Origin of the sequence: Inquilinus limosus, assembly GCF_051487185.1 — a bacterium.
Classification (GTDB): domain Bacteria; phylum Pseudomonadota; class Alphaproteobacteria; order DSM-16000; family Inquilinaceae; genus Inquilinus; species Inquilinus limosus_F.
In genome coordinates this window covers 56,962-80,730 of the sequence record NZ_JAHVDK010000001.1, presented here as the reverse complement: position 1 = coordinate 80,730, position 23,769 = coordinate 56,962, and the positions used below count along the sequence as shown (strand labels likewise).

The following is a 23,769-nucleotide window of genomic DNA, read 5'->3' as shown; positions in this document are numbered from 1 at the left end:
CGAGGATGAGCTTGCCGCTTTGGATCGATGTCGGCGGGATCGAGGACATCCCGCCGATGGGCGCGCGGGTGGTGAAGAGCCCGGAGGGCGACATCGCCCTGTTCCGCACCGCCGACGACCGGGTCTTCGCCCTCTACGACCGCTGCCCGCACAAGGGCGGGCCGCTGTCGCAGGGCATCGTGCACGGCACCAGCGTCACCTGCCCGCTGCACGCCTGGGTGATCAGCCTGGAGACCGGCGAGGTCGAGGGGCCGGACGAGGGCTGCGTCCACCGCATCGCGGTCGAGCTGCAGGGCGGCCGCATCCGCCTCGGCCTGCCCGCGCCGCAGCTGGTCGCCAATGGCTGAGGTGCGCACGACCTGCGCCTATTGCGGCGTCGGCTGCGGCGTCGCCGCGGCGCCGGATGGGCGGGTGACCGGCGACCCGATCCACCCGGCGAATTTCGGCCGGCTCTGCTCCAAGGGCGGGGCGCTGGGCGAGACGCTGGGGCTGGATGGGCGCTTGCTCGACCCGATGATCGGCGGCCGGCCCGCGAGCTGGGACGAGGCGCTGGACCGCGTCGCCAGCGGCTTCAGCGAGGCGATCGAACAGCACGGTCCGGATGCTGTGGCGTTCTACGTCTCGGGCCAGCTGCTGACCGAGGACTATTACGTCGCCAACAAGCTGATGAAGGGCTTCATCGGCTCCGGCAACATCGACACCAACTCCCGGTTGTGCATGGCCTCCTCCGTCGCCGGCCACCGCCGCGCCTTCGGCGAGGATGTGGTGCCGGGCTGCTACGAGGATTGGGAGCAGGCGGACCTCGCGATCTATGTCGGCTCCAACGCCGCCTGGTGCCACCCGATCCTGCATCGCCGGCTGCTGTCGGCGCGCGAGCGCCGCGGCACGAGGATCGTGGTGATCGATCCGCGGCGCACCGCGACCTGCGACGAGGCCGACCTGCACCTCGCCATCGCGCCCGGCACCGATGTGCTGCTGTTCAACGGCCTGCTGGCCCATCTGGTGCACGAAGGGGCGCTGGACCGTGGCTGGATCGCCGCCCATGCCGAGGGCTTCGAGGTGGCGGCCATCGCCGCGGCCGAGGACGCCCCGGACATCGCGGCCGTGGCCCGGGGCTGCCGCGTGCCGGAGGAGGCGGTGCGGCGCTTCTACGCCTGGTTCGCCCACACCCCGGCGACGCTGACGATCTATTCCCAGGGGGTGAACCAGTCGACCCAGGGCACCGACAAGGTCAACGCCATCATCAACTGCCACCTCGCCACCGGCCGGATCGGCCGGCCGGGCATGGGCCCGTTCTCGGTCACCGGCCAGCCCAACGCCATGGGCGGGCGCGAGGTCGGCGGCCTGGCCAACCAGCTGGCCGCGCACATGCTGATCGAGGACGAGGCGGCGCGCGACCGGGTGCGCCGCTTCTGGCGGGCGCCGCACATGGCGCAGCAGTCGGGGCTGAAGGCGGTGGAGTTGTTCGAGGCCGTGGCCGCCGGCCGGATCAAGGCGCTGTGGATCATGGCGACCAACCCGGCGGTCAGCGTGCCGGAGGCGGAGCGGCTGCGCCGCGGCCTGAGCCGGTGCGACCTCGTCGTCGTCTCCGACGTCACCGCCGAGACCGACACCGCCCGCCTGGCCGATGTGCTGCTGCCCGCCGCCGGCTGGGGCGAGAAGGACGGCACCGTCACCAATTCCGAGCGCCGGATCTCGCGCCAGCGCGGCTTCCGCCCTTTGCCCGGCCAGGCCCGGCCGGACTGGTGGATCGTCACCCAGGTCGCCCGCCGCATGGGCTTCGCCGCGGCCTTCCCCTATGAGGACCCGGCGGCGATCTTCCGCGAGCACGCCGCCCTCTCCGCTTTCGAGAACGGCGGCGAGCGCGCCTTCGACCTCGGCGCCCTGGCGGCGCTGGACCGGGCGGACTACGACCGGCTGGAGCCGGTGCAATGGCCCGTGCCCGAAGACCGGCCGCAGGGCACGGCGCGGCTGTTCGCCGACGGCCGCTTCCCGACGCCGGACGGCCGCGCCCGCTTCATCCCGGTGCGGTATCGGCCGCCGGCCCATCGCCCCGAGCGCGACCGGCCGCTGCTGCTGAACACCGGCCGGCTGCGCGACCAGTGGCACACCATGACCCGCACCGGCGCGGTGCCGCGGCTGGCCGCCAACAGCCCGGAGCCGGCGGTCGAGTTGCATCCCGACGACGCCCGCCGCCACGGCCTGGCCGAGGGTGACCTGGCGCGGCTGAGGAGCGGCTGGGGCCGCGCCCTGGCCCGGGTCCGGATCACGCCGGACCAGACGCCCGGCCAGGCCTTCCTGGCGATGCACTGGAACGACCGCTTCACCACCGACTGCGTCGTCGGCAAGCTGGCCAGCCCAGCCGTCGACCCCGTCTCCGGCCAGCCGGAGCTGAAGCACACCCCGATCGCGCTCGACCGCGTCGCGCTCGGCTGGGAGGGATTCCTGATCTCCCGCCGGCGGATGCGCCCGACCGGTCTCGTCTACTGGACCCGCCGGGCCGCCGCCGGCTGCCAGATCTACACCCTGGGCGGGCCGGAGCCGCCGGCCGACGGCATCATTCTGGGCCGGACGCTGCTGGCGCCGGGAAAGGGCCGCGAGACGATCGAGTTCGCCGATCCGAAGCGCGGCCTGTTCCGCCTGGCCACTCTCGATGAATCCGGCCTGGCCGAATGCCTGTTCGTCGCCCCGCCCGGCAAGCTGCCCGATCCGGAATGGCTGATGGCCCGCTTCGCCGCGGACACGCTGCAGCTGGACGAGTCCGACCGCCGCGCCCTGCTCTCCGGCCGCGCCCCGGTCGGGGCTCCAAGCGAGGGCCGCATCGTCTGCGCCTGCCTCGGCGTCGGGATCGAGCGGATCCTACGGACCATCCGGGACGGCCAGGGCATCGGGGTCAAGGAACTCGGCGCGCTGCTCGGCGCCGGGACCAATTGCGGCTCCTGCGTGCCGGAGCTGAAGGAGATCGTCGCCCATGCCGCCCTCCCTGCCGCAGGCTGAGCCGATGACTTCGGCCGGCGCCAGCCCCCTCACCCTCCCGCCGCCTTCGGCGTCGGGCCCCTCCCTCTCCCCGAGGAGAGGGAAGGAAAGCGGCTCCTTCACCTCTCCTTGGGGAGAGGTCGAAATCGCGTCAGCGATTTCGGGTGAGGGGGCGGCTCCGGCCCATCCGCTGCCGCAGGATCACGCCCCCCTGCCCCACCTGCCCATCTTCCTGACCGTGCGCGGCCGGGTCTGCGTGCTGGTCGGCGGCGGCGACGCGGCCCCGCCGAAATTCGAGCTGCTGCGCCGCGCCGGCGCCGCGATCCGGCTGGTCGGCGCCAATGCGACCTTCGCCGAGACGGCGGAAGCGGCCGGCGCCGAGATCCTGCAGGGGCCGCTGACCGCCACCCACCTGGCCGGGGCCTGCCTGATCATCGACGCCTCCGGCGACGACCAGGCCAACTGGCGCAGCGCCGCCCTGGCGCGGGCGGCGGGCGTGCCGCTGAACGTCGTCGACCGGCCGGAGCTCTGCGACTTCATCCTGCCGGCGATCCTCGACCGCTCGCCGGTGGTGGTCGCGGTCTCGACCGGCGGCGCGGCGCCTGCCGTGGCCGGCCTGATCAGGCAGGAGCTGGAGGCGCTGATCCCGCCGGGCCTCGGCCGCCTCGCCGCCCTGTCCGGCACGCTGCGGCACGAGATCCGCCGCCGCATCGCCGACCCCGCCCGCCGCCTGGCCTTCTGGCGCCGGCTCTACCGCAGCGGCACCGTCGACCGCGCGGCGGCGCTGGACCTGCTGGACCAGGTGGCGGCGGAGCGCCCGGCCGCCGGGTCGCTGACCCGGATCGCGGTCGGCCCGGGCGGCGAGCAGGACTTGACGCTGCGGCAGGTGGCGGCGCTGCGCCGGGCCGATCTGGTGCTGGTCGGGGACGGCGTCGACCCAGCCGTGCTGGACCACGCCCGCCGCGACGCGCCGCGCCGCGCCCCGGTGCGGACCCCGGCCGAGGCCGCCGCGCTGCGCGGCGAGTTGGAGCGCGGCCTGCAGGTGGTGCAGCTGGTCGCCGAGGAAGCCCAGCAGCCCGTACCGCGGCTGGCAGCGGAGTAGCGACGATCGGGGGATCGGAACGACCCTCTTGCCGCATGGCGCCGCCTCGCCCGCTTGCTTAGGTTGGGCCGGCCGTTGCCCCGCGAATGCCGATGATGATCCGTTGCCTGTTCCTGATCGCAGCCCTGACCCTGGCCGGCGCCGCGCCGGCCCCGGCCGCGCCCGAATTCCATGCCGGGGCCTGCGGCTTCACGGTGCCGGAGGGCCGGGCCGCGACCTGCGGCACCGTCACCCTGCCCGAGAACCGCGACAAGCCCGACGGCGCCACCGTGACGCTGGCGGTCGCTATCCTGACGACGCCCGACAAGCTCGGCGATGCGCCGCCCATCCTGTATCTCGAGGGCGGCCCCGGGGGAGCCGCCGGCCTGGACCCCGACGGCATCGCGCGGTGGTGGGACCTGATCGCCCGCAACGACTGGCTGCAGACCCGCAAGCTGGTGCTGTTCGACCAGCGCGGCATGGGCCGGTCGGAGCCGAACCTGACCTGCCCGGAGATGGTCGACGCCCAGATCCAGGCCAGCGGCCCGGAGGGCGACAGCACCGGCGAGGCGGCGATCGCGGCGGCCCGCGCCTGCCGCAGCCGCTGGGAGGCGGAAGGCCATGACCTGACGCGCTACACCACCGCCGACAGCGCCCGCGACGTCGCCGACCTGCGTCTCGCCCTCGGCATCGACCGCTGGGTGCTGTTCGGGTCCTCCTACGGCACCCGACTGGCGCTGGAGACCGCGCGGCGCTATCCCGAGGGCATCGCCGCCATGATCCTCGACGGCGTATACCCGCCCGGGAAGACGCTGTTTACCGGTTCCGAGGAGGATGACCCCGACGGCGACCGGTCGCTGCGGCGCGTCTTCGCCGCCTGCGCCGGCGACCCGGCCTGCAACGCCGCCTATCCCGACCTGGCCGAGCGCTACCGCACCCTGCTGGAGCGGCTGGATGACGAGCCGCCGACGGTCACCGTCGAGCGGCCGGACGGCAATGGCGAGGCCGCGCTGATGTTCACCGGCGGGCTGCTGTCGGAGGTGGTGTTCAACGACCTCTATTCCCGCGACGACGCCGCCACCCTGCCGGCGCTGATCGCCGGCATCGATGCCGACCATGACGAGGCCTATGAGGAGGCGGCCCGGCAATGGCTCGCCGGGCTGCTCGACCCGACCATCGCCAACGGCGCCTATGATCTGGCCGAATGCCTGGCGCCGGAGGCCGGCGACCTGCGCGACGCCCCGGGTTCGACCTGCCCGGCTTGGCCGGCCGGTCCCGCGGACGACCTCGCCGCCCAGCCGGTCGACAGCGATATCCCGGCCCTGGTCCTGGCCGGCAGCCTCGACCCGGTGACGCCGCCGACCTGGGCGCGCAGCGCCGCCGCGCATCTGCCGAACGGCTTCCTGATCGAACGGCCGGACCAGGGCCACGGCCTGATCGGCAGCGACCCCTGCGCCGAGACCCTGGCCGGGAAGTTTCTCGACGCCCCGGACCGGCAGCCTGTCGACGCCTGCCAGATCGAGCCCGACCCGCTGCATTTCCTGGTCAACGGTTGAAGCCAGCCGCGGCGCCCCCAGGCCGATCGCCCGCCGGTCACGAAACTGCGGGATCGGGAGGTGTAACAGACGCGCCCTCCCGACCGTAGGTGGAGTCATGCGGCCGATGAAGGGCACGCGACAAGCCAAGGGAGAAACCGCATGTCTGCTGGAACGAAGCTGAGCGCGGCCGCTCTGGCCGGCGCCGTCGTGACCGCGCTCGCATCGATGGCGACCGCGGCACCGCTGACACAGGAGCAGGTCAAGGCGGCGATGGATGCGGGCAAGGAGAAATGCTACGGGGTCGCGCTCAAGGGGCAGAACGACTGCGCGGCGGGCCCGGGCACGACCTGCCAGGGCACCTCGACCGTCGACTACCAGGGCAATGCCTGGAAATTCGTCGATGGCGGGACCTGCACCACGATGGCGCTCCCCGGCGGCCGCCACGGCTCGCCGCAACCTTTGACCCGGGACGTGCCGTCGTAAGCGGAAGCGCCTGCCGGAAAGCGGAGATCGGGATGAAGGACGTGGCCGCACGCCCGGGCCCGCTGACGTCGGATGCCTTCCGCTTTCCGGCCTATCCCGCCGCGGGCCTCGCGGGCACCAGCCTCAAGCACCAGCATCTGCCCGCGATCCTGGCCGAAGGGAGGCAGACGGGCTTCTTCGAGGTCCACGCCGAAAACTATATGGGCGCCGGCGGTCCGCCCCATGATGCGCTGACCCGGATCCGCCGGGATTATCCCATCTCGCTCCATGGCGTGTGCATGTCGATCGGCGGTCCGCAGCCCCTGGACCCGGCGCATCTGGCGCGTTTCAGGGCACTGGTCGACCGCTACGAGCCGGCGCTGGTGTCCGAGCATCTCGCCTGGTCGACCCATGGTGGCACCTATTTCAACGATCTGCTGCCTCTTCCCTATACGCCGGCGACGCTCGCGCATGTCGCCGACCACGTCGACGAGGTGCAGGGGGCGATCGGCCGCCAGATCCTGATCGAGAATCCGTCGACCTATGTCCTGTTCCGGGACTCGACCATGGGTGAGACGGAGTTCATGCGCGCGCTGGTCCGGCGCACCGGATGCGGCCTGTTGCTCGACATCAACAACGTCTTCGTCTCGGCCACCAATCACGGCACCTCGGCCCGGGCCTATCTCGCCGATTTTCCGCTGGAGCATGTGGGTGAGATCCATCTGGCCGGGCATGCCGAACAGGAGGACGACGAGGGCGATCCGCTGCTGATCGACAGCCATGATCGCCCGGTCGCCGGCCCGGTCTGGACTCTCTTCGAGATCGTGATCGGCCGCAGCGGGCCGATCACGACGTTGATCGAATGGGACAGCGAGATTCCCGACTGGCCGGTGCTGAAGCGGGAGGCCGCCGCCGCGCAGGCGATTCTCGACCGCCATGCGCACGGTCTCCGGCCCAGGACAGCCCATGCTTCCGGTTGAATATCGCGCGCAGGATGCCGGCGATCGGCCCTCCCATGCGGCCGTCTTCGCCCCCGGCCTTCTCGACCCCGATCGCGCCGTGCCCTCCTCGGTCGCCGGGCCGAACGGTAAAGGCGCAGGCAAACGCTACGACGTCTATCGCAACAACGTGACGGTGAGCCTCATCGATGCGCTGGCCGCGGCCTTTCCGGCAACATTGCGCATCACCGGCGCGGATTTCTTCCGCGCGATGGCGAGGTTCCATGTGCGCGCGACCCCGCCGACCTCGCCGCTGCTGTTCGAATATGGCCGCGACTTTCCCGATTTCATCGAACGCTACGAACACGCGCGGTCCATGCCTTGGCTGGCTGATGTGGCGCGGATCGAGCGCGCCTGGCTCGACGCCTATCACGCCGCCGATGCGGCCCCGCTGACGCCGCAGGGTTTGGCGTCCATCGCCCCGGAGCGGCTGGCCGACACCGTCCTGGCGCCGCATCCCGCGGCGCGGATCGTGCGATCGTGCTTTCCGGCCGTCACCATCTTCGCAGCCAACCGATGCGACGGCCCGGTCGGCCGGATCGAGGCAGCGGGGCCGGAGGATGCGCTGGTGACCAGGCCCGGCCTGGAGGTCGTTGTCCGGCACCTGCCGCCCGGGGGCGCGGTGTTTCTCGCGCGCCTCCTGGCGGGCGAGACGCTGGGCGTGGCCGCCGCGGCAGCCCTCACGGACAGCCCGGCATTCGACCTTCCCGCCAATATCGCCGGAATGCTCGAGGCCGGTGCCTTCACGGCAGCCCATCAGGGAGATGGCGATGGCCCTTGAACGGCAAGCTGCCCGCAACGCCAGACGGCAAAGGATCGGCGGTCTCGTCGACCGGGTGAATGCCGCCATTCGCGCCATTGCCCAGCCATCCCTGACCCAGCTCGTCCTGCGCTTCGGCCTTGCGGTGCCGTTCTGGCTGTCGGGCGTCAAGAAATGGGACGGTTTCCTGCAGCTGAACGATGTCGCGGTGCTGCTGTTCAGCTCGGAGTTCCAGTTGCACCTGCCGGGCGGCCCTTATGCCTTCCCCGCACCCGAGGTGGTGGCCTTCGTCGTCGGCTCGGCGGAAATCCTCCTTCCCATCCTCCTCGTTCTCGGTCTGGCGACACGGCTGGCCGCGCTCGGGCTTCTGGTGATGACCCTGGTCATACAGCTGACCGTGCCGGATGGCTGGCCGATCCATCTGACCTGGGCGGCGATGGCGCTCGGCATCATGGCCTGGGGGCCGGGGCGGCTTTCGCTCGATCACTGGATCGGGCGGCGCAGGGGATGACGTCCCCGACGCGTGCGCCGGCTTGACCGCTCCGGATCGTTGTGATTCAAATTGTCTGATTATAATAGCAATCTTTACCGATCCGGCCCGAAGCCGGAATCGAATAACCGGGAGGGACCAATGAAGCGCCTGATTCTGGCGGGCCTGGCGGCCGCCGTCGCGACGGTTCTCGCCATCGGCCCGGGGCCGGCCCGCGCCGCCGACAAGACCATCGCCTTCATCGTCAACGGCTCGTCCGATTTCTGGACCATCGCCCATCGCGGCACCGACAAGGCGGTGTCCGAGCTCAAGGGCTACAGCGTCGAGTTCAAGATCCCCGGCGAATCCAGCGCCGCGGAGCAGCGCCGCATCGTCGAGGATATGCTGGCCCGCGGCGTCGCCGGTATCGGCATCAGCCCGGTCGACCCGGACAACGCCACCGCACTCCTCAACTCCGCCGCCGGCCAGGTGCCGCTGTTCACCTTCGACAGCGACGCGCCGAAGAGCAACCGGCTGCTCTATATCGGCACCGACAACGTCGCCGCCGGCGTGCAGGCGGGCGAGCTGATCAAGAAGGCCCTGCCGGATGGCGGCAAGATCATGCTGTTCGTCGGCACCCTTGGCAACGCCAATGCCCGCGAGCGGGTCGAGGGCATCAAGAAGGCGATCGCCGGCACCAAGATCGAGATCGTCGACGTCCGCACCGACGACATCGACTTCGTCAAGGCCAAGCGCAATGTCGAGGACACGCTGACCAAATACGACGACCTGGCGATGCTGGTCGGCCTCTACTCCTACAACACGCCGATCATCTACGACGCGATGAAGGCGGCCGGGAAGCTGGGCCAGATCAAGGTCGTCGGCTTCGACGAGGACCCGGTCACGCTGCGCGGCGTGCAGGAGGGCGTGATCGAGGGCACGGTGGTGCAGCAGCCCTACGAGTTCGGCTACCAGACGGTGAAGCTGCTGGCCCGCTACATCGAGGGCGACAAGTCCTTCATCCCGGCCGACAAGCTGAACATTATCCCGACCCGGCTGATCGATCAGAGCAACGTCACCGACTTCCAGAAGCAGATGCGGGAGCTGCTGGGCAAGTGAGGCAGGACGCGGCGGAGGCTCCGGCCTCCGCCCTTTGCCGGGAGAGTCGCCGATGACCGACATCGCCCTCGCCATGGAGGGGATCTCGAAGACCTATCCCGGCGTGCAGGCGCTGAAGGACGTCAGCCTGACCGTCCGCCGCGGCGAGGTGGTCGGGCTGATCGGCGAGAACGGCGCCGGCAAGTCGACGCTGATGAAGATCCTGGGCGGGGTCGAGGCTCCGACCACGGGCAGCATCACCGTCGGCGGCCAGCCGCGCCCGGCGCTGACGGTGCCGGAGGCGATCGCCGCCGGCATCGCCTTCGTGCATCAGGAGCTGAACCTCTTCGACAATCTCGACGTCGCCGGCAACGTCTTCATCGGGCGCGAGCCGCGGCGCCTCGGCCCGCTGAAGCTGATCGACACCGCCCGGCTGCACGCCGACACGCAGCGGCTGCTCGACCGGCTGCGCGTCGATTTCGGGCCGGCCACGCCGCTGGCCGAGTTGTCGATCGCCCAGCGCCAGATGGTGGAGATCGCCAAGGCGCTGTCGCTCGACGCCCGCATCATCATCATGGACGAGCCGACCTCGAGCCTGACCCTGACCGAGACCCACACGCTGCTGCGTGTGGTCGGCGAGCTGAAGGCGGACGGTGTCGCCATCATCTTCATCACCCACCGGCTGGCCGAGATCGAGGCCTGCGCCGACCGCGTGGTCTGCCTGCGCGACGGCCGGCTGGCCGGGATGCTGGACCGCAGCGAGATCGACCACGACCGCATGGTGCGGATGATGGTCGGGCGCGACCTCCGGGCGCTGTACATCCCGCCCGCCGTCGCGGCGCAGCCGGATGCGGTCGAGATCCGCGGCGTGCGCACCAGGACCTATCCGGAGCACGAGGTGACGCTGTCGGTCGGGCGCGGCGAGATCATGGGCCTGGCCGGCCTCGTCGGATCGGGGCGCACCGAGCTGGCGCGCGCCATCTTCGGTATCGACCGCATGCTGGCCGGCGAGGTCCGGCTGGACGGCAAGCCACTCACCATCGGCACGCCCCGCGCGGCCATCGCCCAGGGGGTGTTCCTGGTGCCGGAGGACCGCAAGCGCAGCGGCCTGGTGCTCGACATGACCATCGCCGAGAACGTCACCCTGCCCGGCCTCCGACGCGTCGCCAGGCGCTGGCTGATCGACGGCCGCGGCGAGACGCGCGAGGCCGAGGCCCAGCGCGAGCGGCTGCGCATCCGCACGCCCTCGGTGACCACCAGCGCGCTGAAGCTGTCCGGCGGCAATCAGCAGAAGATCGTGCTGGCGAAATGGCTGGCGCTGCAGCCGCGCTTCCTGATCTTCGACGAGCCGACCCGCGGCATCGACGTCGGCGCCAAGTCGGAGATCTACCAGCTGATGCGCGGCCTGGCCGACCGCGGCGTGCCGATCCTGATGATCTCCAGCGACATGGAGGAGGTGATCGGCGTCAGCGACCGCATCGCGGTGATGCATGAGGGCCGGATCAGCGGCATTCTCAGCCGCGACCAGTTCAGCGAGCCGAATGTGATGCAGCTCGCCGTCGGCCGGCCGCTGGCGGCGTAGGCGAAGGGCACCGGGAGGATTTCGGGAGCAATGAGGAAGGAACTGGGGCTGGCGATCCTGATCCTGGTGATCGGCTGCGTCGTGGCGCTGATCAACCCGCGCTTCATCTCGCCCGTCAACCTGCTGAACATGGCCAATCTGGTGGGCCTCTACGGCCTGTTCTCGATCGGCCAGGGCCTGGTCATCATCACCGCCGGCATCGAGCTGTCGGTCGGCTCCATGTTCGCGCTGATCGGCGTCGTCTTCGTCGACATGGTGGTGAACTGGGGCTGGCCCTGGCCCCTGGCGCTGGCCGCCGCCATCGCCATGGGCGGGGTGTTCGGCGCCATTCACGGCTTCCTGGTCGCCCGGGTCGGCATCCAGCCCTTCGTCGTCACCCTCTGCGCGCTGCTGATCTATCGCGGCGCCGCCCGCTACTACACCGACGACGCCACGGTCGGCTTCGGCTATGGCGGCGATTTCGATCCCTTGGCGCAGTTCGCCACCGGCCGCAGCTTCGGCATCCCCAACAGCTTCCTGGCCATGGTCGTGGTGGCGCTGGTGATGTGGGTGGTGCTGCACCGCTCGGTGTTCGGCCGCTATCTCTTCGCCGTCGGCAAGAACGAGGAGGCGGCGCGCTATTCCGGCATCAGCACCCGGGCCGTGATCGCCTCGGCCTATGTCATCAGCGGCCTTCTGGCCGGTCTGGCCGCCGTGTTCCTGGCCTTCTACACCAACTCGATCCAGCCCTCGGCGCACGGCAATTTCTACGAGCTCTACGCCATCGCCGCGGCGGTGCTGGGCGGCTGCTCCCTGCGCGGCGGCGAGGGCTCGATCCTCGGCATCATCCTCGGCACCGTGCTGCTGCAGGTGCTGCAGAACCTGGTCAACCTGCTCGGCATCCCCTCCTCGCTCAACTTCGCGGTTATGGGCACGGTGATCCTGATCGGCGTCCTGGCCGACCAACATCTGCAGAAGCTGCGCGCCGCGCGCCAGGCCCGCGCGGTGCCGGCCGCGGCGGAGCGGGCGCCGGCGGTGGCGGGATCGGCGCCGAAGCCGTAGCCGGGCGCCGGGCGAAACCGCGTGCGCCGCGGGACGCCATGGGTCATCATCGTCCCTCCGAAGGGAGCCGCCCGATGTCCGAATCCTCGATGCCGATCGTGGCGATCGTCGAGCCGGCCGAGAGCGAGCGAGCCGTCGCCGCCATCCTGCTGGCCTTCGCCGCCGATCCGATCGCCCGCTGGACCTATCCCGACCCGCAGCAGTATCTGCTGCATTTTCCGGGCTTCATCCGTGGCCTCGGCGGCACGGCTTTCGCCGACGGCACGGCCTGGCAGGTCGACGATCATGCCGGGGCGGCGCTGTGGCTGCGGCCGGGCGCCCATTCCGACGAAGAGTCTCTGGGAGCGCTGATCGAAACGACCATCCCGCCGGAACGGCAGGGCGAACTCGGCGCCATGATCGAGCAGATGGCCCGATATCACCCGGTCGAGCCGCACTGGTACCTGCCCCTGATCGGCGTCGACCCGGCGCATCAGGGCAGAGGATGCGGCGCGGCGCTGCTGCAGGCCGCGTTGCGCCGATGCGACCAGGACCATCTCCCGGCCTATCTCGATTCGACCAACCCCGCCAATATCGGGCTGTACAAGCGGCACGGCTTCGAGGTCGTCGGGACGATCCAGACTGAGTCTTCGCCGCTCCTGATCCCGATGCGGCGCGCCGCGCGCTGACGGGCCGCAGCCCGACGGGCGTGGGATTGACGCACCGCGCTGATCACCGCGAAACGGGCGCCGGCGGTCGCGGGACGGTCATCGAAGCCGTGCTATCCTGTCCGAAACGCGGCGATCCGCCGTCAAATGGGAGGCAATGATGCCCGAACACGGAACCTTCTGCTGGAACGAGCTGAATACCCGCGACCCCGAGGCCGCGTGCGACTTCTATGCCAAGACCCTCGGCTGGCGCTTCGAGACCATGCCGATGGCAACCGGCGGCAACTATATCATTGCCAAGATCGGCGACCGGATGGTCGGCGGCGTGCTCGACATCCGCGGCCATGCCGGCATGGAGGAGGTGCCGCCGAACTGGTTCGCCTATATCGAGGTCGATGATATCGACGCCCGCGTCGAGGCGGCCCGGCAGGCCGGCGCCACGGTGCTGCGCGACATCTTCGAGGTGCCCGGCGTCGGCCGCATCGCCATCATTCAAGACCCGACCGGCGCCGTCGCCGGCTGGATGACCTCGGCCCCCCAGGCTGGCTGAAAAGCCACGCTGCCCCACAATTGGGCAGCCTCGATGATCGTGTGACCGGTTCTTGAGCGATCCGACGAGAGCAAGGCCGCCTCCAGAGGCGGCTTTGCCTTGGAAAGCCTGAGTCTTCTCCGCGACCGGCAAGTTGGCACGGTTCCTGCGGGATGCGATCCGGCTGTGAAAGGCCAGTTCAGCATCGCGTCCCGGAGCATCCATGGCCGACGTCAATCAACCGCTTCCGAGCCCGACCTCCACCGCCAATCGGGCGTTGTGGATCTCGACCGTGGCCTTCACCCTGTGCTTTGCAGTCTGGACGCTGTTCGCCATCATCGGCATTCGCATCAAGCAGGAGCTCAGCTTGAGCGAAGCCGAATTCGGCCTTCTCGTCGGCCTGCCGGTGCTGACCGGGTCGCTCATCCGCATCCTGCTGGGCGTCTGGACCGGCCGCTACGGCGGCAGGCTCGTCTACACCGCGACGATGCTGGCGGCCGCCCTCGCGACCTTCCTGCTGTCCCGCGCCACCACCTATCCGGAGATGCTGATCGCGGGCCTCGGCGTCGGCCTCGCCGGCGGGTCATTCGCCGTGGGCGTCGCCTATGTCTCGCCCTTCTTCCCGCCGGAAAAGCAGGGCACGGCGCTCGGCATCTTCGGCGCCGGCAATGTCGGCGCGGCTGTGACGAAGTTCTTCGCACCGTTCGTCCTCCTGGCCTGGGGCTGGCAGGCGGTGGCGGAGATCTGGGCGGCGGCCCTCGCTGTCATGGCCGTCGGGTTCTGGTTCACGACCAGCGACGACCCGGACTACCGCAGGCGCAAGCTTCAGGGCAGCGCGCCGAAGCCCTTCCTGCAGGAGTTCGCCCCGCTGAAGGATTCGCGGGTCTGGCGCTTCTCGCTCTATTACTTCTTCGCCTTCGGCGGCTTCGTCGCCCTGGCGCTGTGGCTGCCGCGATATCTCGTCGGGGCCTACGGCTTCGATATCGAGATCGCCGGCATGGTCGCGACCGCCTATTCGATCCCCGGCAGCATCTTCCGCGCCTATGGCGGCGTCCTGTCGGACCGGGTCGGCGCCAGGGCCGTCATGTATCTGGTGTTCATGGTCTCCGCTGTGGCGACGGCCATCCTCGCCCTGCCGGCGACACCGCCGTTTGCGATCGGCCCGATCGTCTTCGTCGTCGTCGTCTTCGTGCTCGGCTTCGTCATGAGCCTCGGCAAGGCCGCCGTCTTCAAGCACATCGCCGCCTACTACCCCGAGAGCATCGGGGCCGTCGGCGGGGTCGTCGGCATGGTCGGCGGGCTCGGCGGCTTTGTGCTACCCGTCGCCTTCGGGGTTCTGAAGGACGTGACCGGCCTGTGGTCGAGCTGCTTCCTGCTCCTGTTTGTCCTCATCGCCGTCTCGCTGTGCTGGATGCATCGCACCGTGCGCCACCTCCGCCTGTCCTCGGCCAGCGCCGAAGCGTCGGCCTGACTGTGCCTGGGGTGGGATTTCCGTCGGATTGACCGCGGCGAACCCGCCCCTTATCTTGCCGCCATGCTTCGAGCCGTTTCCCACCGACTGCAACAACACCGCCGATATCCGGCGGTCGCTGTCGCTTGCGCGCCCGGGACGAGGTTCGGCCTGCGGTCTTCCTGACCGAAGGCCACCGCCCCACGCACGACGCCCCGCCGCACCGGCGGGGTTTTTCATATCCGATCCTCGCCGGCCCTCTTGTCCCTGGAGTGCCCGATGATCGACCTGCATTTGCTCCTCGCCTTCACCGCCACCGTCACCCTCTTGATGCTGATCCCGGGGCCGAACGTGGCCCTGATCGTCGCCAACAGCGTCGCCTGGGGGCCGCGCTACGGCCTCCTCACCGTGCTCGGCACCAGCTCCGCCATGGTGCTGCAGCTCGGCCTCACCGCCCTCGGCATGGCCGAGGCGCTGGGCGCCGCCGGCGGCTGGTTCGAGATGCTGCGCTGGATCGGCGTCGCCTATCTGGTCTGGCTCGGCGTCGCCCATTGGCGCGCCCCGCCGGCCGACCTGGCCCGGACCTCGGCGCAGCCGAAATCCGCCGGCGCGATCTACGGCCGCGCCCTGCTGGTGTCGCTGACCAACCCGAAGACCTTGCTGTTCTACGGCGCCTTCTTCCCGCAGTTCGTCGATCCGGCGCGGCCCGCCGGCCCACAGGTGGCGCTGCTGTCGGCGCTGTTCCTGCTGCTCGCCATCTCGGTCGACGGCGGCTGGGCGCTGCTGGCGGGCCGCGCCCGTCTTCTGCTGGCCCGTCACGGCCGGCTGCGCCAGCGGATCACCGGCAGCCTCCTGGTCGGCGCCGGCATCGGCCTGGCCCTGGCGCGCGGCAAGTGACGATATGTATACGTTGACGATTATATAATCTGTGGATCATATATCATCATGGACGTGTTCGAAGTGGTGGCGGAGCCGCATCGCCGGGCGATTCTCGACCTGCTGTCCGACCAGCCGCGGCCGGCGGGCGAGATCGTCGCCGCCTTCCCGGCCCTGACTCAGCCCGCGGTGTCGCGCCATCTTCGGGTGCTGCGCGAGGCCGGGCTGGTCGAGGCCAGGCCAGCGGCGCAGCAGCGGATCTACGCGCTGAAGCCAGACCGGCTGGCCGAGCTGGACGCCTGGCTGCAGCGCTTCCGCCGCCACTGGGCCGATCACCTCGACGCGCTGGAGCGGCACCTCGCCGCCACGGCGCCCCGCCAACAGGACGACCAGCCATGACCAGCCGCACCGGCACCATCATCCGCGATGGCGAGACGGCGACGATCCGGTTCGAGCGCCGCCTGCCCTATCCGATCGAGGCCGTCTGGGCGGCGCTGACCGACCCGGAGCAGCGGCGGCAATGGCTCGGCCCGACCACGATCGATCCGCGCCCGGGCGGCCGGATCGAGACCGTGGCCGAGGGCCCGCCGGTGCCGCGGGAGATGCGCAGCATCTCCGGCCGCATCCTGGCCTGGGACCCGCCGCGACTGCTGGAGCACGAATGGCACCAGTCGATCATCGGCGAGACCGTGGTGCGCTACGAGCTGGAGCCGGATGGCGACGGCACCCTGCTGCGCTTCAGCCACAGCCGGCTGTCGCTGCGCAATGCCGAGGGCTTCATCCCCGGCACCCACGCCTATCTCGATCGGATGGAAGCGCTGCTGGGCGGCACGCCGCTGCCGGTCTGGACACAGCGCTACGCCGAGGTGCAGCCGGGCTACGGCGGCAGCTGGTCCGCGCCCGCAAGCTGACGGCCGGACTCCGGCGGCGGATCGGCGTATGCTGATCTCCGCATCGCGACGGAGGCCGGGTCATGCAGCTGCCGCGGAATGCGATCCTGCTGCGCATCTTCATCGGCGAGAACGACCGCCACGACGGCCGCCCGCTCTACGAGGCGATCGTGCTGAAGGCGCGCGAAGCCGGGCTGGGCGGCGCCACGGTGCTGCGCGGCCCGATGGGCTTCGGCCATTCCAGCCGCCTGCACACCGCCAAGATCCTGCGGCTGTCCGAGGATCTGCCGCTGATCATCGAGATCGTCGACGCCGAGGCGAAGATCGAGGCCTTCCTGCCGGTGCTCGACGGCATGATGTCGAGCGGCCTGGTGACCTTGGAGAAGGTGCAGGTGCTGCAATACGGCACGGCCCGGACCGAGCCGCCGGGACCCTGACCGGCACAGCCGGCTCAGCGTGCCTCGTCGACGATCGTCAGCCAGGGCCAGCGCGCCCGATACGCCTCCGCCTTGGCGCGGAACAGGTCGGGCCGCGGGTTCGTCAGCGGGTTGATGCGAAGCATGCCGTCATACAGATCCCGCAGCCCGTACGGGGCATAGAGCCGGCCGGTGGCCACGTCGATGCCGATGCAGGTGCATTGCACCAGGTAGCGGTCGATGCCGTCGGTGGCCGACCGCAGCTGCGGATAGGCGCTGCCGAAGCGCGCCTCGTACCAGAGATGAACCCGCGCCTGGTTCTTGATCTCGACCGGCACGCCGAGATCCGCGAACAGGAAAGCCGCCTCTCGGATCACCGCGTCCTCCGCCTCCCAGGACAGGTCGCGGTCGTCGAAGTAGAAGACGTCGTAATCCTTGATCGCCGTCTCCGACGGCTGGCCGGAGCGCCGGTTCCAGACCGCCTGGTACACGCATCCGGCAGCCAGGAAGCATTGCCGCAGGCCGAGGCGCGGCAGCCGCTGCATCAGCGCGGTGTTCACCGGGTTCTCCATCGCCCAGGCGATGACATCGTCGTCCGAGATCGGCATCGCTACTCCGTCGCCCACAGGGCCCGCCGGAACTCCGCTACCAGCCGGTCGTCGTCCCAATGGTTCTGCCTCAGCCACTCCGGTGCCGCGGTCAGCTCGGCCGGATCGTGCGGCACCCAGCCGACGCGGATCACGCGGGCCGAGCGCGCCCCCGCCGCATACATCGCCGCCAAGCTCTCCAGCGCCAGCTTGGACCGGCCGTAGCTGTTGATCGGGGCGCCGTTCTTCGGCGTGGCCCAGTCGGAGGAGGCGACGACGATCCGCCCGACGCCCTGCGCGGCGCAGGCCGCGAACAGCCGGGCGGCGTCGACCACCGCCTGCCAATGCACCGCCTCCGGCGCGTCCGGATCGGCCGAGGTCGCCAGATGGATCAGCGCATCCGAATCCCGCAGCACGGCGGCGACCAGCGGGTCGCCATAGCCGACGACCGACAGGTCGGCGCGGATCTCCGCCCCCGCCGCCCGGTCGATGCCGATGCAGCCGGGGAAGGCCCGCCGCAGCCGCCGCCCGATATTGCCCTCGGATCCGGTGATGATCAGCTTCACGGTCCCGACGCGCGCCTTCCTAGTCCTCCGGTCCCTCCGGCTTCGCCTTCGGGTCGAAGTCGAAATAGCGGAAGGTCGCCGCCATATGCGGCGGCAGCGGGGCGGTGACGTCGATGGTGCCGCGGGTCGGGTGCGGCAGCACCAGCCGGCGGGCGTGCAGATGCAGCTGCCGCGGCAGCTCGGCCCCGGCGATCGCGGCCTTGCCGGCACCGTATTTCCCGTCGCCCAGGATCGGCGTGCCCAGCGCCGCCATATGCAGACGCAGCTGATGCGTGCGGCCGGTGACCGGCCACATCGCGACGAAGGCGGCGTGCTGGGCCGCGGCCTCGACCACCGTGTAGTCGGTGACGGCGCGCAGCCCTTCCGCGTCGCCTTCCTCGACCACCCGCCCGACATTGTTCGGCGACCGCGCCAGCGGCAGGTCGATGCGGCCCTGGCGCGGCTGCGGCACGCCGGCCGTCACCGCCCAGTATTCCTTGCGCGTCGCACGCTCGCGGAACGCCTCGCTCAGCCGCCTTGTGGCCTTGGCGCTGCGACCGATCAGCAGCACGCCCGAGGTCTCCTGGTCCAGGCGATGGACCAAACGCGGCCGCTCCCGCGCGTCGAACTGCAGATGGTCGAGCAGCCCGTCGACATGCGCCCGGACCTTGCCGCCGCCCTGGGTCGCCAGGCCGGCCGGCTTGTTCAGCACGATCACGTCGTCATCGATCAGCAGGATGGCGCGCTTCAGCTCCGCTGCCAGGCTCTCCGTCTTCTCCGCCTTCAGCGGCATCGGCGCGCGTGGCACCGGCGGCTGCGCCGCAGCCTCGTCGAGCGGCGGGATGCGGATGGTCTGTCCGGCCTCCAGCCGCTGCGCCGCCTTGGCCCGCTTGCCGTCGACCCGGATCTGCCCGGTGCGCAGCAGCTTCTCCAGCCTTCCATGAGTCAGGCCCGGGAAGCGCTGGCGGAACCAGCGGTCGAGCCGCAGGTCGCCCTCCTCCTGCGGCACCGCGACGCTCTGCACCCCACCCCCGCCCGGGCTCGCGGATCGGGGAGTGGCGCCGGCGCGGGGCTTCGGCGCAGGATGGGCATTGCGGATCTTCGGCGGGGCTGGCATTCGGCTCATCGGCGTTGTGTAGCATGCGGGAAGGCAGGAGGGGATCGTCGCGTGAGGGCTTATCTCTGGGTCGCGGCCGGCAGCGCGCTCGGCGGCATGGCGCGCTACTGGTGCTCGGGCCTGATCGCCGAGCGCGTCGGCGAGACCTTTCCCTGGGGCACGCTGGTCATCAACATCCTCGGCTCCTTCGTCATCGGGATCTTCGGCGCGCTGACCGGGCCGGACGGCCGCTTCATGGTCAGCCCGGACGTCCGGATCTTCGTCATGGTCGGGCTGTGCGGCGGCTACACCACCTTCTCCTCCTTCAGCCTGCAGACGCTGGCGCTGATGCAGGCGGGGGAATGGCCGCGGGCCGGCGCCAACGTCCTGCTGTCGGTGCTGCTGTGCCTCGTCGCGGTCTGGCTGGGCGTCGTGGCGGCCGGGGCGATCAACGCGCTGAAGGGAGCATAAGGGCACTGGATTTTCCCGCCATCCGTGCATAAAGGGATATTGTCGTCGCACAAGCGGATCGAGTCGGGTCAGGACGGGGAGAACGGGGCGATGAGGCTCGGGATCGTGGCGGGAGCCGTGCTGCTGGGGCTGCTGGCGGGCTGCGGGCCGAAGCCGCTGCCGCCCGATCCGACCGCGGAGGACCTAACGGCACACGGCGCCAAGCCGATCGCGGGGCCGGAGCTGGTCCAGCGGCTGACCGACAAGACGGTCTACGGCACCTTCTCGGTCGACACCAACACCGCGAAGGCCGGCGACGCCTGGACCGAGTATTTCGCCCCGGACGGGCAGCTCTGGTACCGCGACCGGCGCACCACCTTCCGCGGCCGCTGGCGCGTGCCGGACGACCGGGACGAGCTGTGCCTGAGCTTCCGCGAAGGCGAGGAGCGCTGCGCCAAGCTCTACGAGCTCGGCAGCACGATCCAGTTCATCTCGACCGCCCAGGGCCCCTATCAGGGCCGCGCCGTCTCCTATGCCGACAAGACGGCCGACGGTGACGCCGAGGGCTTCGTGCCGAAGCAGCCGGAGCCACGCAAGCGCCGGCAGCGGCGCTGACGCTCACCCCAGCGGCCACATGACGCCGAAGCTGAACGGCGCCCACAGCGCGGTCGGCGCCCCGGCCGCCCGCAGTGCCTCGGCGGTCCACTCATTGCAGGTAAACCAGGGGCGATAGGTGCCGTGCGCGGCATAGAAGGCCTCGTGGGTGCCGAGGCCCGGCGGCGCCGCCAAGACCCCGCGCCCGTCCGGACCTAGCGCGGCGGTGGCGCGGATGAAGCCCATCAGCGCCGCCCGCCCCTCCCGGTCCAGCGCCAGCCGGGTGCAGCCGGGATGGCCGGCCGGGTCCACGACATAGATGACGTGCAGGGCGGTGGGGCCGCCGCCGAACAGCGCCGCCATCGCGGTGCGGAAGCGGAGATCGGCCCAGGTCGGGGTCTCGCGGTAGAAGGTCAGGTCGCCCCAGCCGAAGGCGACGTGCAGGTTCGGCACGAAGGCGACGGGCGCCGCATCCGGGAACACCGCGATCCAGTCGACCAGCCCGTCCCGCGCCGGCAGCACGATATCGGTGTGCGTGAGGGTGGCGCAGACATAGGCTGGCGGATCGCCCGGCGTGGCCTGCTGCACCCGGCCGCCGACCGGTATCAGGGCCAGCGCCAGGGCGGCGCCGATGTACAGCACGGCGAGGCCGAGCAGCCCCGCGGCCAGCGCGGCGATGGTCGCCAGCAGCAGGCGCAGCGCCCTCATCCCCGCACCCCGAAGATCCAGCCCTCGGTCCGGGCGGTGGCGGGGTCGAGCCCCGGCGGCGACCAGACGGCGGGGTCCACGGCCAGCGCCCGCAGCCCGGCCGCGGCGATCAGCGCGTCGGTGGCGTGGTCGGTCAGCGGATCAGGCGCCCCGGCCGGCCCGCTGCCGAGCCGCGCCAAGGCGGCATCGAGATCGGCGCGGTCGCGCACCTTGGCGCTGGCCGTGCGCCCGGCCCGGCGCCAGAACAGGCGCGGGAAGATCTCGACCAGCACCAGCGGATGCGCCGCCGGCGCCTCGAACGGCCAGATGGCAAGCTGCCCGTCCAGTCGCGTGCGCAGATGGTGCAGCACCCGCATCCCGGCCAGCGCCCCGGGCCCGACCGTCTTCGGCCCGAACTGCTTGAACGGGCTGTCGGGCGCGCCCAGCCCGTCGCGGCGGCAGGCCATCTCGGCGGCGCGGTGCGGCTCGGCCCAGCCGGCCGGACGCGGGCCGCGATGCCAGAAATCGGCGACGTAGTCGGCATGACGGGCGAAGCCGGCGCCGTGGAAATCGGGCGCCTCGGCCGCGACCCGGTCGACCAGCGCCCACAGGGCCCGGGCATCGCCGCCGGCCGGCAGATAACCGGCGGCGACGGCGAAGGGCAGCGAGAAGGCGCAGTCGATTCCCACAAGCATGCGAGGGCCGCGCCCGGCCTCCGCCTCGATCCATTCCGCCACGGCGCCACGGGTCCAGCGCCGGCCGGAGGGCGGCGGCAGCAGCACCGGCCCGTTGGCGCCGGTCCGGCACTCGGCGACGGCGATGCCGTCATAGGCGCCGCGGGCGCCGGACCAGTCGATGGCGATAAAGCGGTCGAAGGCGGTCACGCCGTTCATTATATCAGCGGGTCGATAAATTGATCGTCATCCCGTGCGCGCTGCGGCGCGAAGGGCCGCGACGCAGACACGGGATCTCGGCGCAATTCTCGACGAGATCCCGGTTCTGCGGCGCGTCACGGAGTGCGGCAAGGCGCCCGGGATGACCGGGTGATGAAAAAAATATCAGACGAAGGCCAGGAACGCCGCCAGCAGCCCGCCGAAGAAGACGTATTTGATCGTGTAGTACAGCTTGCGGTTCTTCTTCTTCACCTTCTTGAAGAAGGCCCGGACCGGATAGACGTAGCTGAACGCCCGGTTGACCCAGGATACCTTGTCGCCGTCGGCGTTGCGGGTGGCGCCGGCCTGGATCAGGTACTTGGCGAAGAAGCGGTTCACCGCCAGTGCCCAGCGGAAGCGCATCGGCCGCTCGACGTCGCAGAACAGGATCACCCGGTTCCCGTCGGAGAAGTTCTCGGCGTAGTGGATGAAGGTCTCGTCGAAGACCACGTCCTCGCCGTCGCGCCAGCTGTAGGACTTGCCGTCGACGACGATGCGGCAGCGGTCGTCGTTCGGCGTCATCAGGCCGAGATGGTAGCGCAGCGAGCCGGCGTAGGGGTCGCGATGCGCCACCAGCTTGCCGCCCGGCGGCAGCGAGGTGAACATCGCCGCCTTCAGGCTCGGGATGCTCTGCACGATGTCGACCGAGCGCGGGCACTGCGCCGCGGCCGAGGGCAGCGGATCGCCGTACCACTTCAGGTAGTAGCGCTTCCAGCCGCGCCGGAAGAAGGAGTTGAAGCCGACGTCGTCGAGCTTGTCCGAGCCCTTGATGTCGCCCTCTTCCTGCAGCCGCATCGCCTCCTCGCGGAAGACGTGCCAGTTGTCCTTCAGCACCTGCAGCTCCGGGAAGCTGCGCGGGTCGTGATACGGCGTGCTCGGCACCCGCGAGAACAGGTACATGAAGCAGTTGATCGGCGCGAAGAAGGTCGAATGGTCGGTCAGCTGGCGGGTGAAGCGGTGCCGCACCTGGCCGCGGAAATGCACCCACAGCGCCGAGGCGATATAGGCGTAGACGAGCAGGAACTTCGGGGCGAACACAGTGGCCAGCATCTGGGCCATACCTCCAACCGGACCCCGGCGTCGGGGACCGGGCTTTGCGACCAATTCGCACGCTCTATACCATTCCCGCCGCTCCGCCGATAGGTTCAGGGCGCCGCACCGCCTGGCTGGCGCGGCAGGAAGCGGATCTCACGCAGATCCTGCAACGCCTTCTGCCACAGCGTCTCGAAACCCTGGGTCAGGCTGGCGGCCAGGTCGCGGTCATGCACCAGCAGCGAGGCGAAGCGCCCTTCCGGCACGAAGGGATGGTCGAGCGAAAGGATCACCGTCTCGTCGTCCAGGACATGGAACGGGTGGCCCAGCTCGCCCGAATAGCGCAGGCCCGACAGGTGCCCGAGCGACCCGCCATGGCGGCGCAGGAACGCCACCAGCCGCGGCGCCGTCCGGTCGGAGAAGCCGAAGATCGCCCGGTGGTCCAGCCCGCGCCCGGAGGCGGCCCGGGCGATGCGCTTGAGCACGTCGAAGCCCGACTCGGCCTGGCGGTCGATCGCCGAGAGGTCGCCCTCCTCGAGATAGGACAGCACCCGCCGCCGGGCCCCGGCGAGACGGGCGAGATGGCGCTTCACATGGCTTTCGGTGCCGAGCGCCAGGTCGACCACGCCACGGCCGCCGCGCAGCCGCCCGGGCAGGTCGCGCAGGGTGGCGCGCAGCTGGTCGGCCTGGGCGGCGAAGCTCTCCGCCCGCTCGCGCGCCAGCTCGACCAGCCGGTCGACCACCGCGTCCGGCGGCAGAGCGGCGTAGAGCTTGGGCCGGCTGTGCTGGATCTCGCACAGCCCCAGCCGGGCCAGCTTCTCCATCGCCAGGTAGATCTTCGAGGTCGGGATGTCGCCCTCGCGGCACAGCCCGGCCGCATCGGAGACGCCGAGAATGCCCAGCGCGACCAGCGCCCGCTTCTCGTAGAGCGAGAAACCGGCCTCGTCGAGCAGCGCCAGGTCCTGCCATCGCATGCCGCTTTCTACTCCAGAAAGTAGATGAAAGCCATGTGCGGGCCGCGGACAATCGGGCC

Annotated in this window: 27 protein-coding genes; 20 read left to right on the top strand and 7 right to left on the bottom strand. The window is 70.6% G+C overall.

From position 1 onward, the window contains the following. The first annotated feature begins 5 nt into the window (after positions 1–5). From nirD to KXR53_RS00320, 18 genes are all read left to right on the top strand, one after another. The gene (gene nirD, locus KXR53_RS00405) at positions 6–347 is read left to right on the top strand and encodes a nitrite reductase small subunit NirD (RefSeq protein WP_026871432.1); all 342 of its coding nucleotides are present in this window, start codon (positions 6–8) and stop codon (positions 345–347) included. Then, a complete protein-coding gene (locus tag KXR53_RS00400) occupies positions 340–2,997 on the top strand; it encodes a molybdopterin-dependent oxidoreductase (protein ID WP_437372302.1) in 2,658 nt (885 codons plus the stop codon). The genes nirD and KXR53_RS00400 overlap by 8 nt, the downstream gene beginning before the upstream one ends. Further along, positions 2,972–4,078: an NAD(P)-dependent oxidoreductase gene (locus KXR53_RS00395; RefSeq protein WP_437372300.1), complete on the top strand. Its 1,107-nt coding sequence runs from the start codon at positions 2,972–2,974 to the stop codon at positions 4,076–4,078. Before KXR53_RS00400 ends, KXR53_RS00395 begins: the two co-directional genes overlap by 26 nt. A 92-nt stretch (positions 4,079–4,170) precedes the next feature. Beyond that, the gene (locus KXR53_RS00390; protein WP_437372298.1) at positions 4,171–5,613 is read left to right on the top strand and encodes an alpha/beta fold hydrolase; all 1,443 of its coding nucleotides are present in this window, start codon (positions 4,171–4,173) and stop codon (positions 5,611–5,613) included. A gap of 141 nt (positions 5,614–5,754) precedes the next feature. Continuing rightward, positions 5,755–6,078: a BufA1 family periplasmic bufferin-type metallophore gene (locus tag KXR53_RS00385; RefSeq protein ID WP_437372296.1), complete on the top strand. Its 324-nt coding sequence runs from the start codon at positions 5,755–5,757 to the stop codon at positions 6,076–6,078. 32 nt (positions 6,079–6,110) lie between these two features. Next, positions 6,111–7,037 carry an MNIO family bufferin maturase gene (gene bufB / locus KXR53_RS00380; protein WP_437372295.1) on the top strand — a complete coding sequence of 309 codons (927 nt, stop codon included), beginning with the start codon at positions 6,111–6,113 and terminating at the stop codon, positions 7,035–7,037. Next, on the top strand, positions 7,024–7,836 hold the full coding sequence (locus KXR53_RS00375) for an HvfC/BufC N-terminal domain-containing protein (RefSeq protein ID WP_437372293.1): 813 nt from the start codon (positions 7,024–7,026) through the stop codon (positions 7,834–7,836). The genes bufB and KXR53_RS00375 overlap by 14 nt, the downstream gene beginning before the upstream one ends. Next, positions 7,826–8,326, top strand: a complete 501-nt coding sequence (locus KXR53_RS00370; protein WP_437372291.1) for a DoxX family protein — start codon at positions 7,826–7,828, stop codon at positions 8,324–8,326. Before KXR53_RS00375 ends, KXR53_RS00370 begins: the two co-directional genes overlap by 11 nt. 120 nt (positions 8,327–8,446) lie before the next feature. Then, positions 8,447–9,403 carry a sugar-binding protein gene (locus tag KXR53_RS00365; RefSeq protein ID WP_437372289.1) on the top strand — a complete coding sequence of 319 codons (957 nt, stop codon included), beginning with the start codon at positions 8,447–8,449 and terminating at the stop codon, positions 9,401–9,403. 52 nt (positions 9,404–9,455) lie between these two features. Continuing rightward, positions 9,456–10,964 (top strand): sugar ABC transporter ATP-binding protein, encoded by a 1,509-nt coding sequence (locus KXR53_RS00360; protein ID WP_437372287.1) that lies wholly within the window; start codon positions 9,456–9,458, stop codon positions 10,962–10,964. A 30-nt stretch (positions 10,965–10,994) separates the two neighbouring features. Continuing rightward, a complete protein-coding gene (locus KXR53_RS00355; protein ID WP_437372285.1) occupies positions 10,995–12,005 on the top strand; it encodes an ABC transporter permease in 1,011 nt (336 codons plus the stop codon). Positions 12,006–12,079: 74 nt separating this feature from the next. After that, on the top strand, positions 12,080–12,673 hold the full coding sequence (locus KXR53_RS00350; protein ID WP_437372283.1) for a GNAT family N-acetyltransferase: 594 nt from the start codon (positions 12,080–12,082) through the stop codon (positions 12,671–12,673). 139 nt (positions 12,674–12,812) lie between these two features. After that, the gene (locus KXR53_RS00345) at positions 12,813–13,202 is read left to right on the top strand and encodes a VOC family protein (protein WP_437372281.1); all 390 of its coding nucleotides are present in this window, start codon (positions 12,813–12,815) and stop codon (positions 13,200–13,202) included. Between the two features lie 202 nt (positions 13,203–13,404). After that, a complete protein-coding gene (locus KXR53_RS00340; protein WP_437372279.1) occupies positions 13,405–14,652 on the top strand; it encodes an MFS transporter in 1,248 nt (415 codons plus the stop codon). Positions 14,653–14,910: 258 nt separating this feature from the next. After that, positions 14,911–15,528, top strand: a complete 618-nt coding sequence (locus KXR53_RS00335; RefSeq protein ID WP_437372277.1) for a LysE family translocator — start codon at positions 14,911–14,913, stop codon at positions 15,526–15,528. 48 nt (positions 15,529–15,576) lie between these two features. Continuing rightward, positions 15,577–15,906, top strand: a complete 330-nt coding sequence (locus KXR53_RS00330; RefSeq protein WP_437372275.1) for an ArsR/SmtB family transcription factor — start codon at positions 15,577–15,579, stop codon at positions 15,904–15,906. Beyond that, on the top strand, positions 15,903–16,418 hold the full coding sequence (locus KXR53_RS00325; RefSeq protein WP_437372273.1) for an SRPBCC family protein: 516 nt from the start codon (positions 15,903–15,905) through the stop codon (positions 16,416–16,418). The genes KXR53_RS00330 and KXR53_RS00325 overlap by 4 nt, the downstream gene beginning before the upstream one ends. A gap of 62 nt (positions 16,419–16,480) precedes the next feature. Continuing rightward, the gene (locus KXR53_RS00320) at positions 16,481–16,834 is read left to right on the top strand and encodes a DUF190 domain-containing protein (protein ID WP_437372272.1); all 354 of its coding nucleotides are present in this window, start codon (positions 16,481–16,483) and stop codon (positions 16,832–16,834) included. A 14-nt stretch (positions 16,835–16,848) separates the two neighbouring features. Here the strand turns inward: KXR53_RS00320 and KXR53_RS00315 are convergent, their stop codons facing one another. The 3 genes from KXR53_RS00315 to KXR53_RS00305 are packed head-to-tail and all read right to left on the bottom strand — an operon-like array spanning position 16,849 to position 18,969. Next, positions 16,849–17,421 carry a nucleotidyltransferase family protein gene (locus tag KXR53_RS00315; protein ID WP_437372270.1) on the bottom strand — a complete coding sequence of 191 codons (573 nt, stop codon included), beginning with the start codon at positions 17,419–17,421 and terminating at the stop codon, positions 16,849–16,851. A 2-nt stretch (positions 17,422–17,423) separates the two neighbouring features. Then, complete coding sequence (locus KXR53_RS00310; RefSeq protein ID WP_437372268.1) at positions 17,424–17,966, bottom strand: NAD-dependent epimerase/dehydratase family protein; 543 nt, start codon at positions 17,964–17,966, stop codon at positions 17,424–17,426. 19 nt (positions 17,967–17,985) lie between these two features. Then, positions 17,986–18,969 carry an RluA family pseudouridine synthase gene (locus KXR53_RS00305; RefSeq protein WP_437372266.1) on the bottom strand — a complete coding sequence of 328 codons (984 nt, stop codon included), beginning with the start codon at positions 18,967–18,969 and terminating at the stop codon, positions 17,986–17,988. A gap of 144 nt (positions 18,970–19,113) precedes the next feature. On the opposite strand from KXR53_RS00305, the gene crcB reads away from it, so the two are divergent. After that, complete coding sequence (gene crcB, locus KXR53_RS00300) at positions 19,114–19,512, top strand: fluoride efflux transporter CrcB (protein ID WP_437372264.1); 399 nt, start codon at positions 19,114–19,116, stop codon at positions 19,510–19,512. Between the two features lie 90 nt (positions 19,513–19,602). Beyond that, positions 19,603–20,106 carry a hypothetical protein gene (locus tag KXR53_RS00295; protein ID WP_437372262.1) on the top strand — a complete coding sequence of 168 codons (504 nt, stop codon included), beginning with the start codon at positions 19,603–19,605 and terminating at the stop codon, positions 20,104–20,106. A gap of 3 nt (positions 20,107–20,109) precedes the next feature. On the opposite strand, the gene KXR53_RS00290 is transcribed toward KXR53_RS00295, so the two are convergent. From KXR53_RS00290 to KXR53_RS00275, 4 genes are all read right to left on the bottom strand, one after another. After that, positions 20,110–20,793: a DUF2459 domain-containing protein gene (locus tag KXR53_RS00290; protein WP_437372260.1), complete on the bottom strand. Its 684-nt coding sequence runs from the start codon at positions 20,791–20,793 to the stop codon at positions 20,110–20,112. Further along, positions 20,790–21,656 carry a hypothetical protein gene (locus KXR53_RS00285; protein WP_437372258.1) on the bottom strand — a complete coding sequence of 289 codons (867 nt, stop codon included), beginning with the start codon at positions 21,654–21,656 and terminating at the stop codon, positions 20,790–20,792. The genes KXR53_RS00290 and KXR53_RS00285 overlap by 4 nt, the downstream gene beginning before the upstream one ends. Before the next feature lie 174 nt (positions 21,657–21,830). Then, on the bottom strand, positions 21,831–22,754 hold the full coding sequence (locus KXR53_RS00280; RefSeq protein ID WP_437372256.1) for an aspartyl/asparaginyl beta-hydroxylase domain-containing protein: 924 nt from the start codon (positions 22,752–22,754) through the stop codon (positions 21,831–21,833). 95 nt (positions 22,755–22,849) lie between these two features. Next, entirely contained in the window at positions 22,850–23,710 is an 861-nt protein-coding gene (locus tag KXR53_RS00275) for a TrmB family transcriptional regulator (RefSeq protein ID WP_437372254.1), read from the bottom strand. Positions 23,711–23,769: the final 59 nt, after the last annotated feature.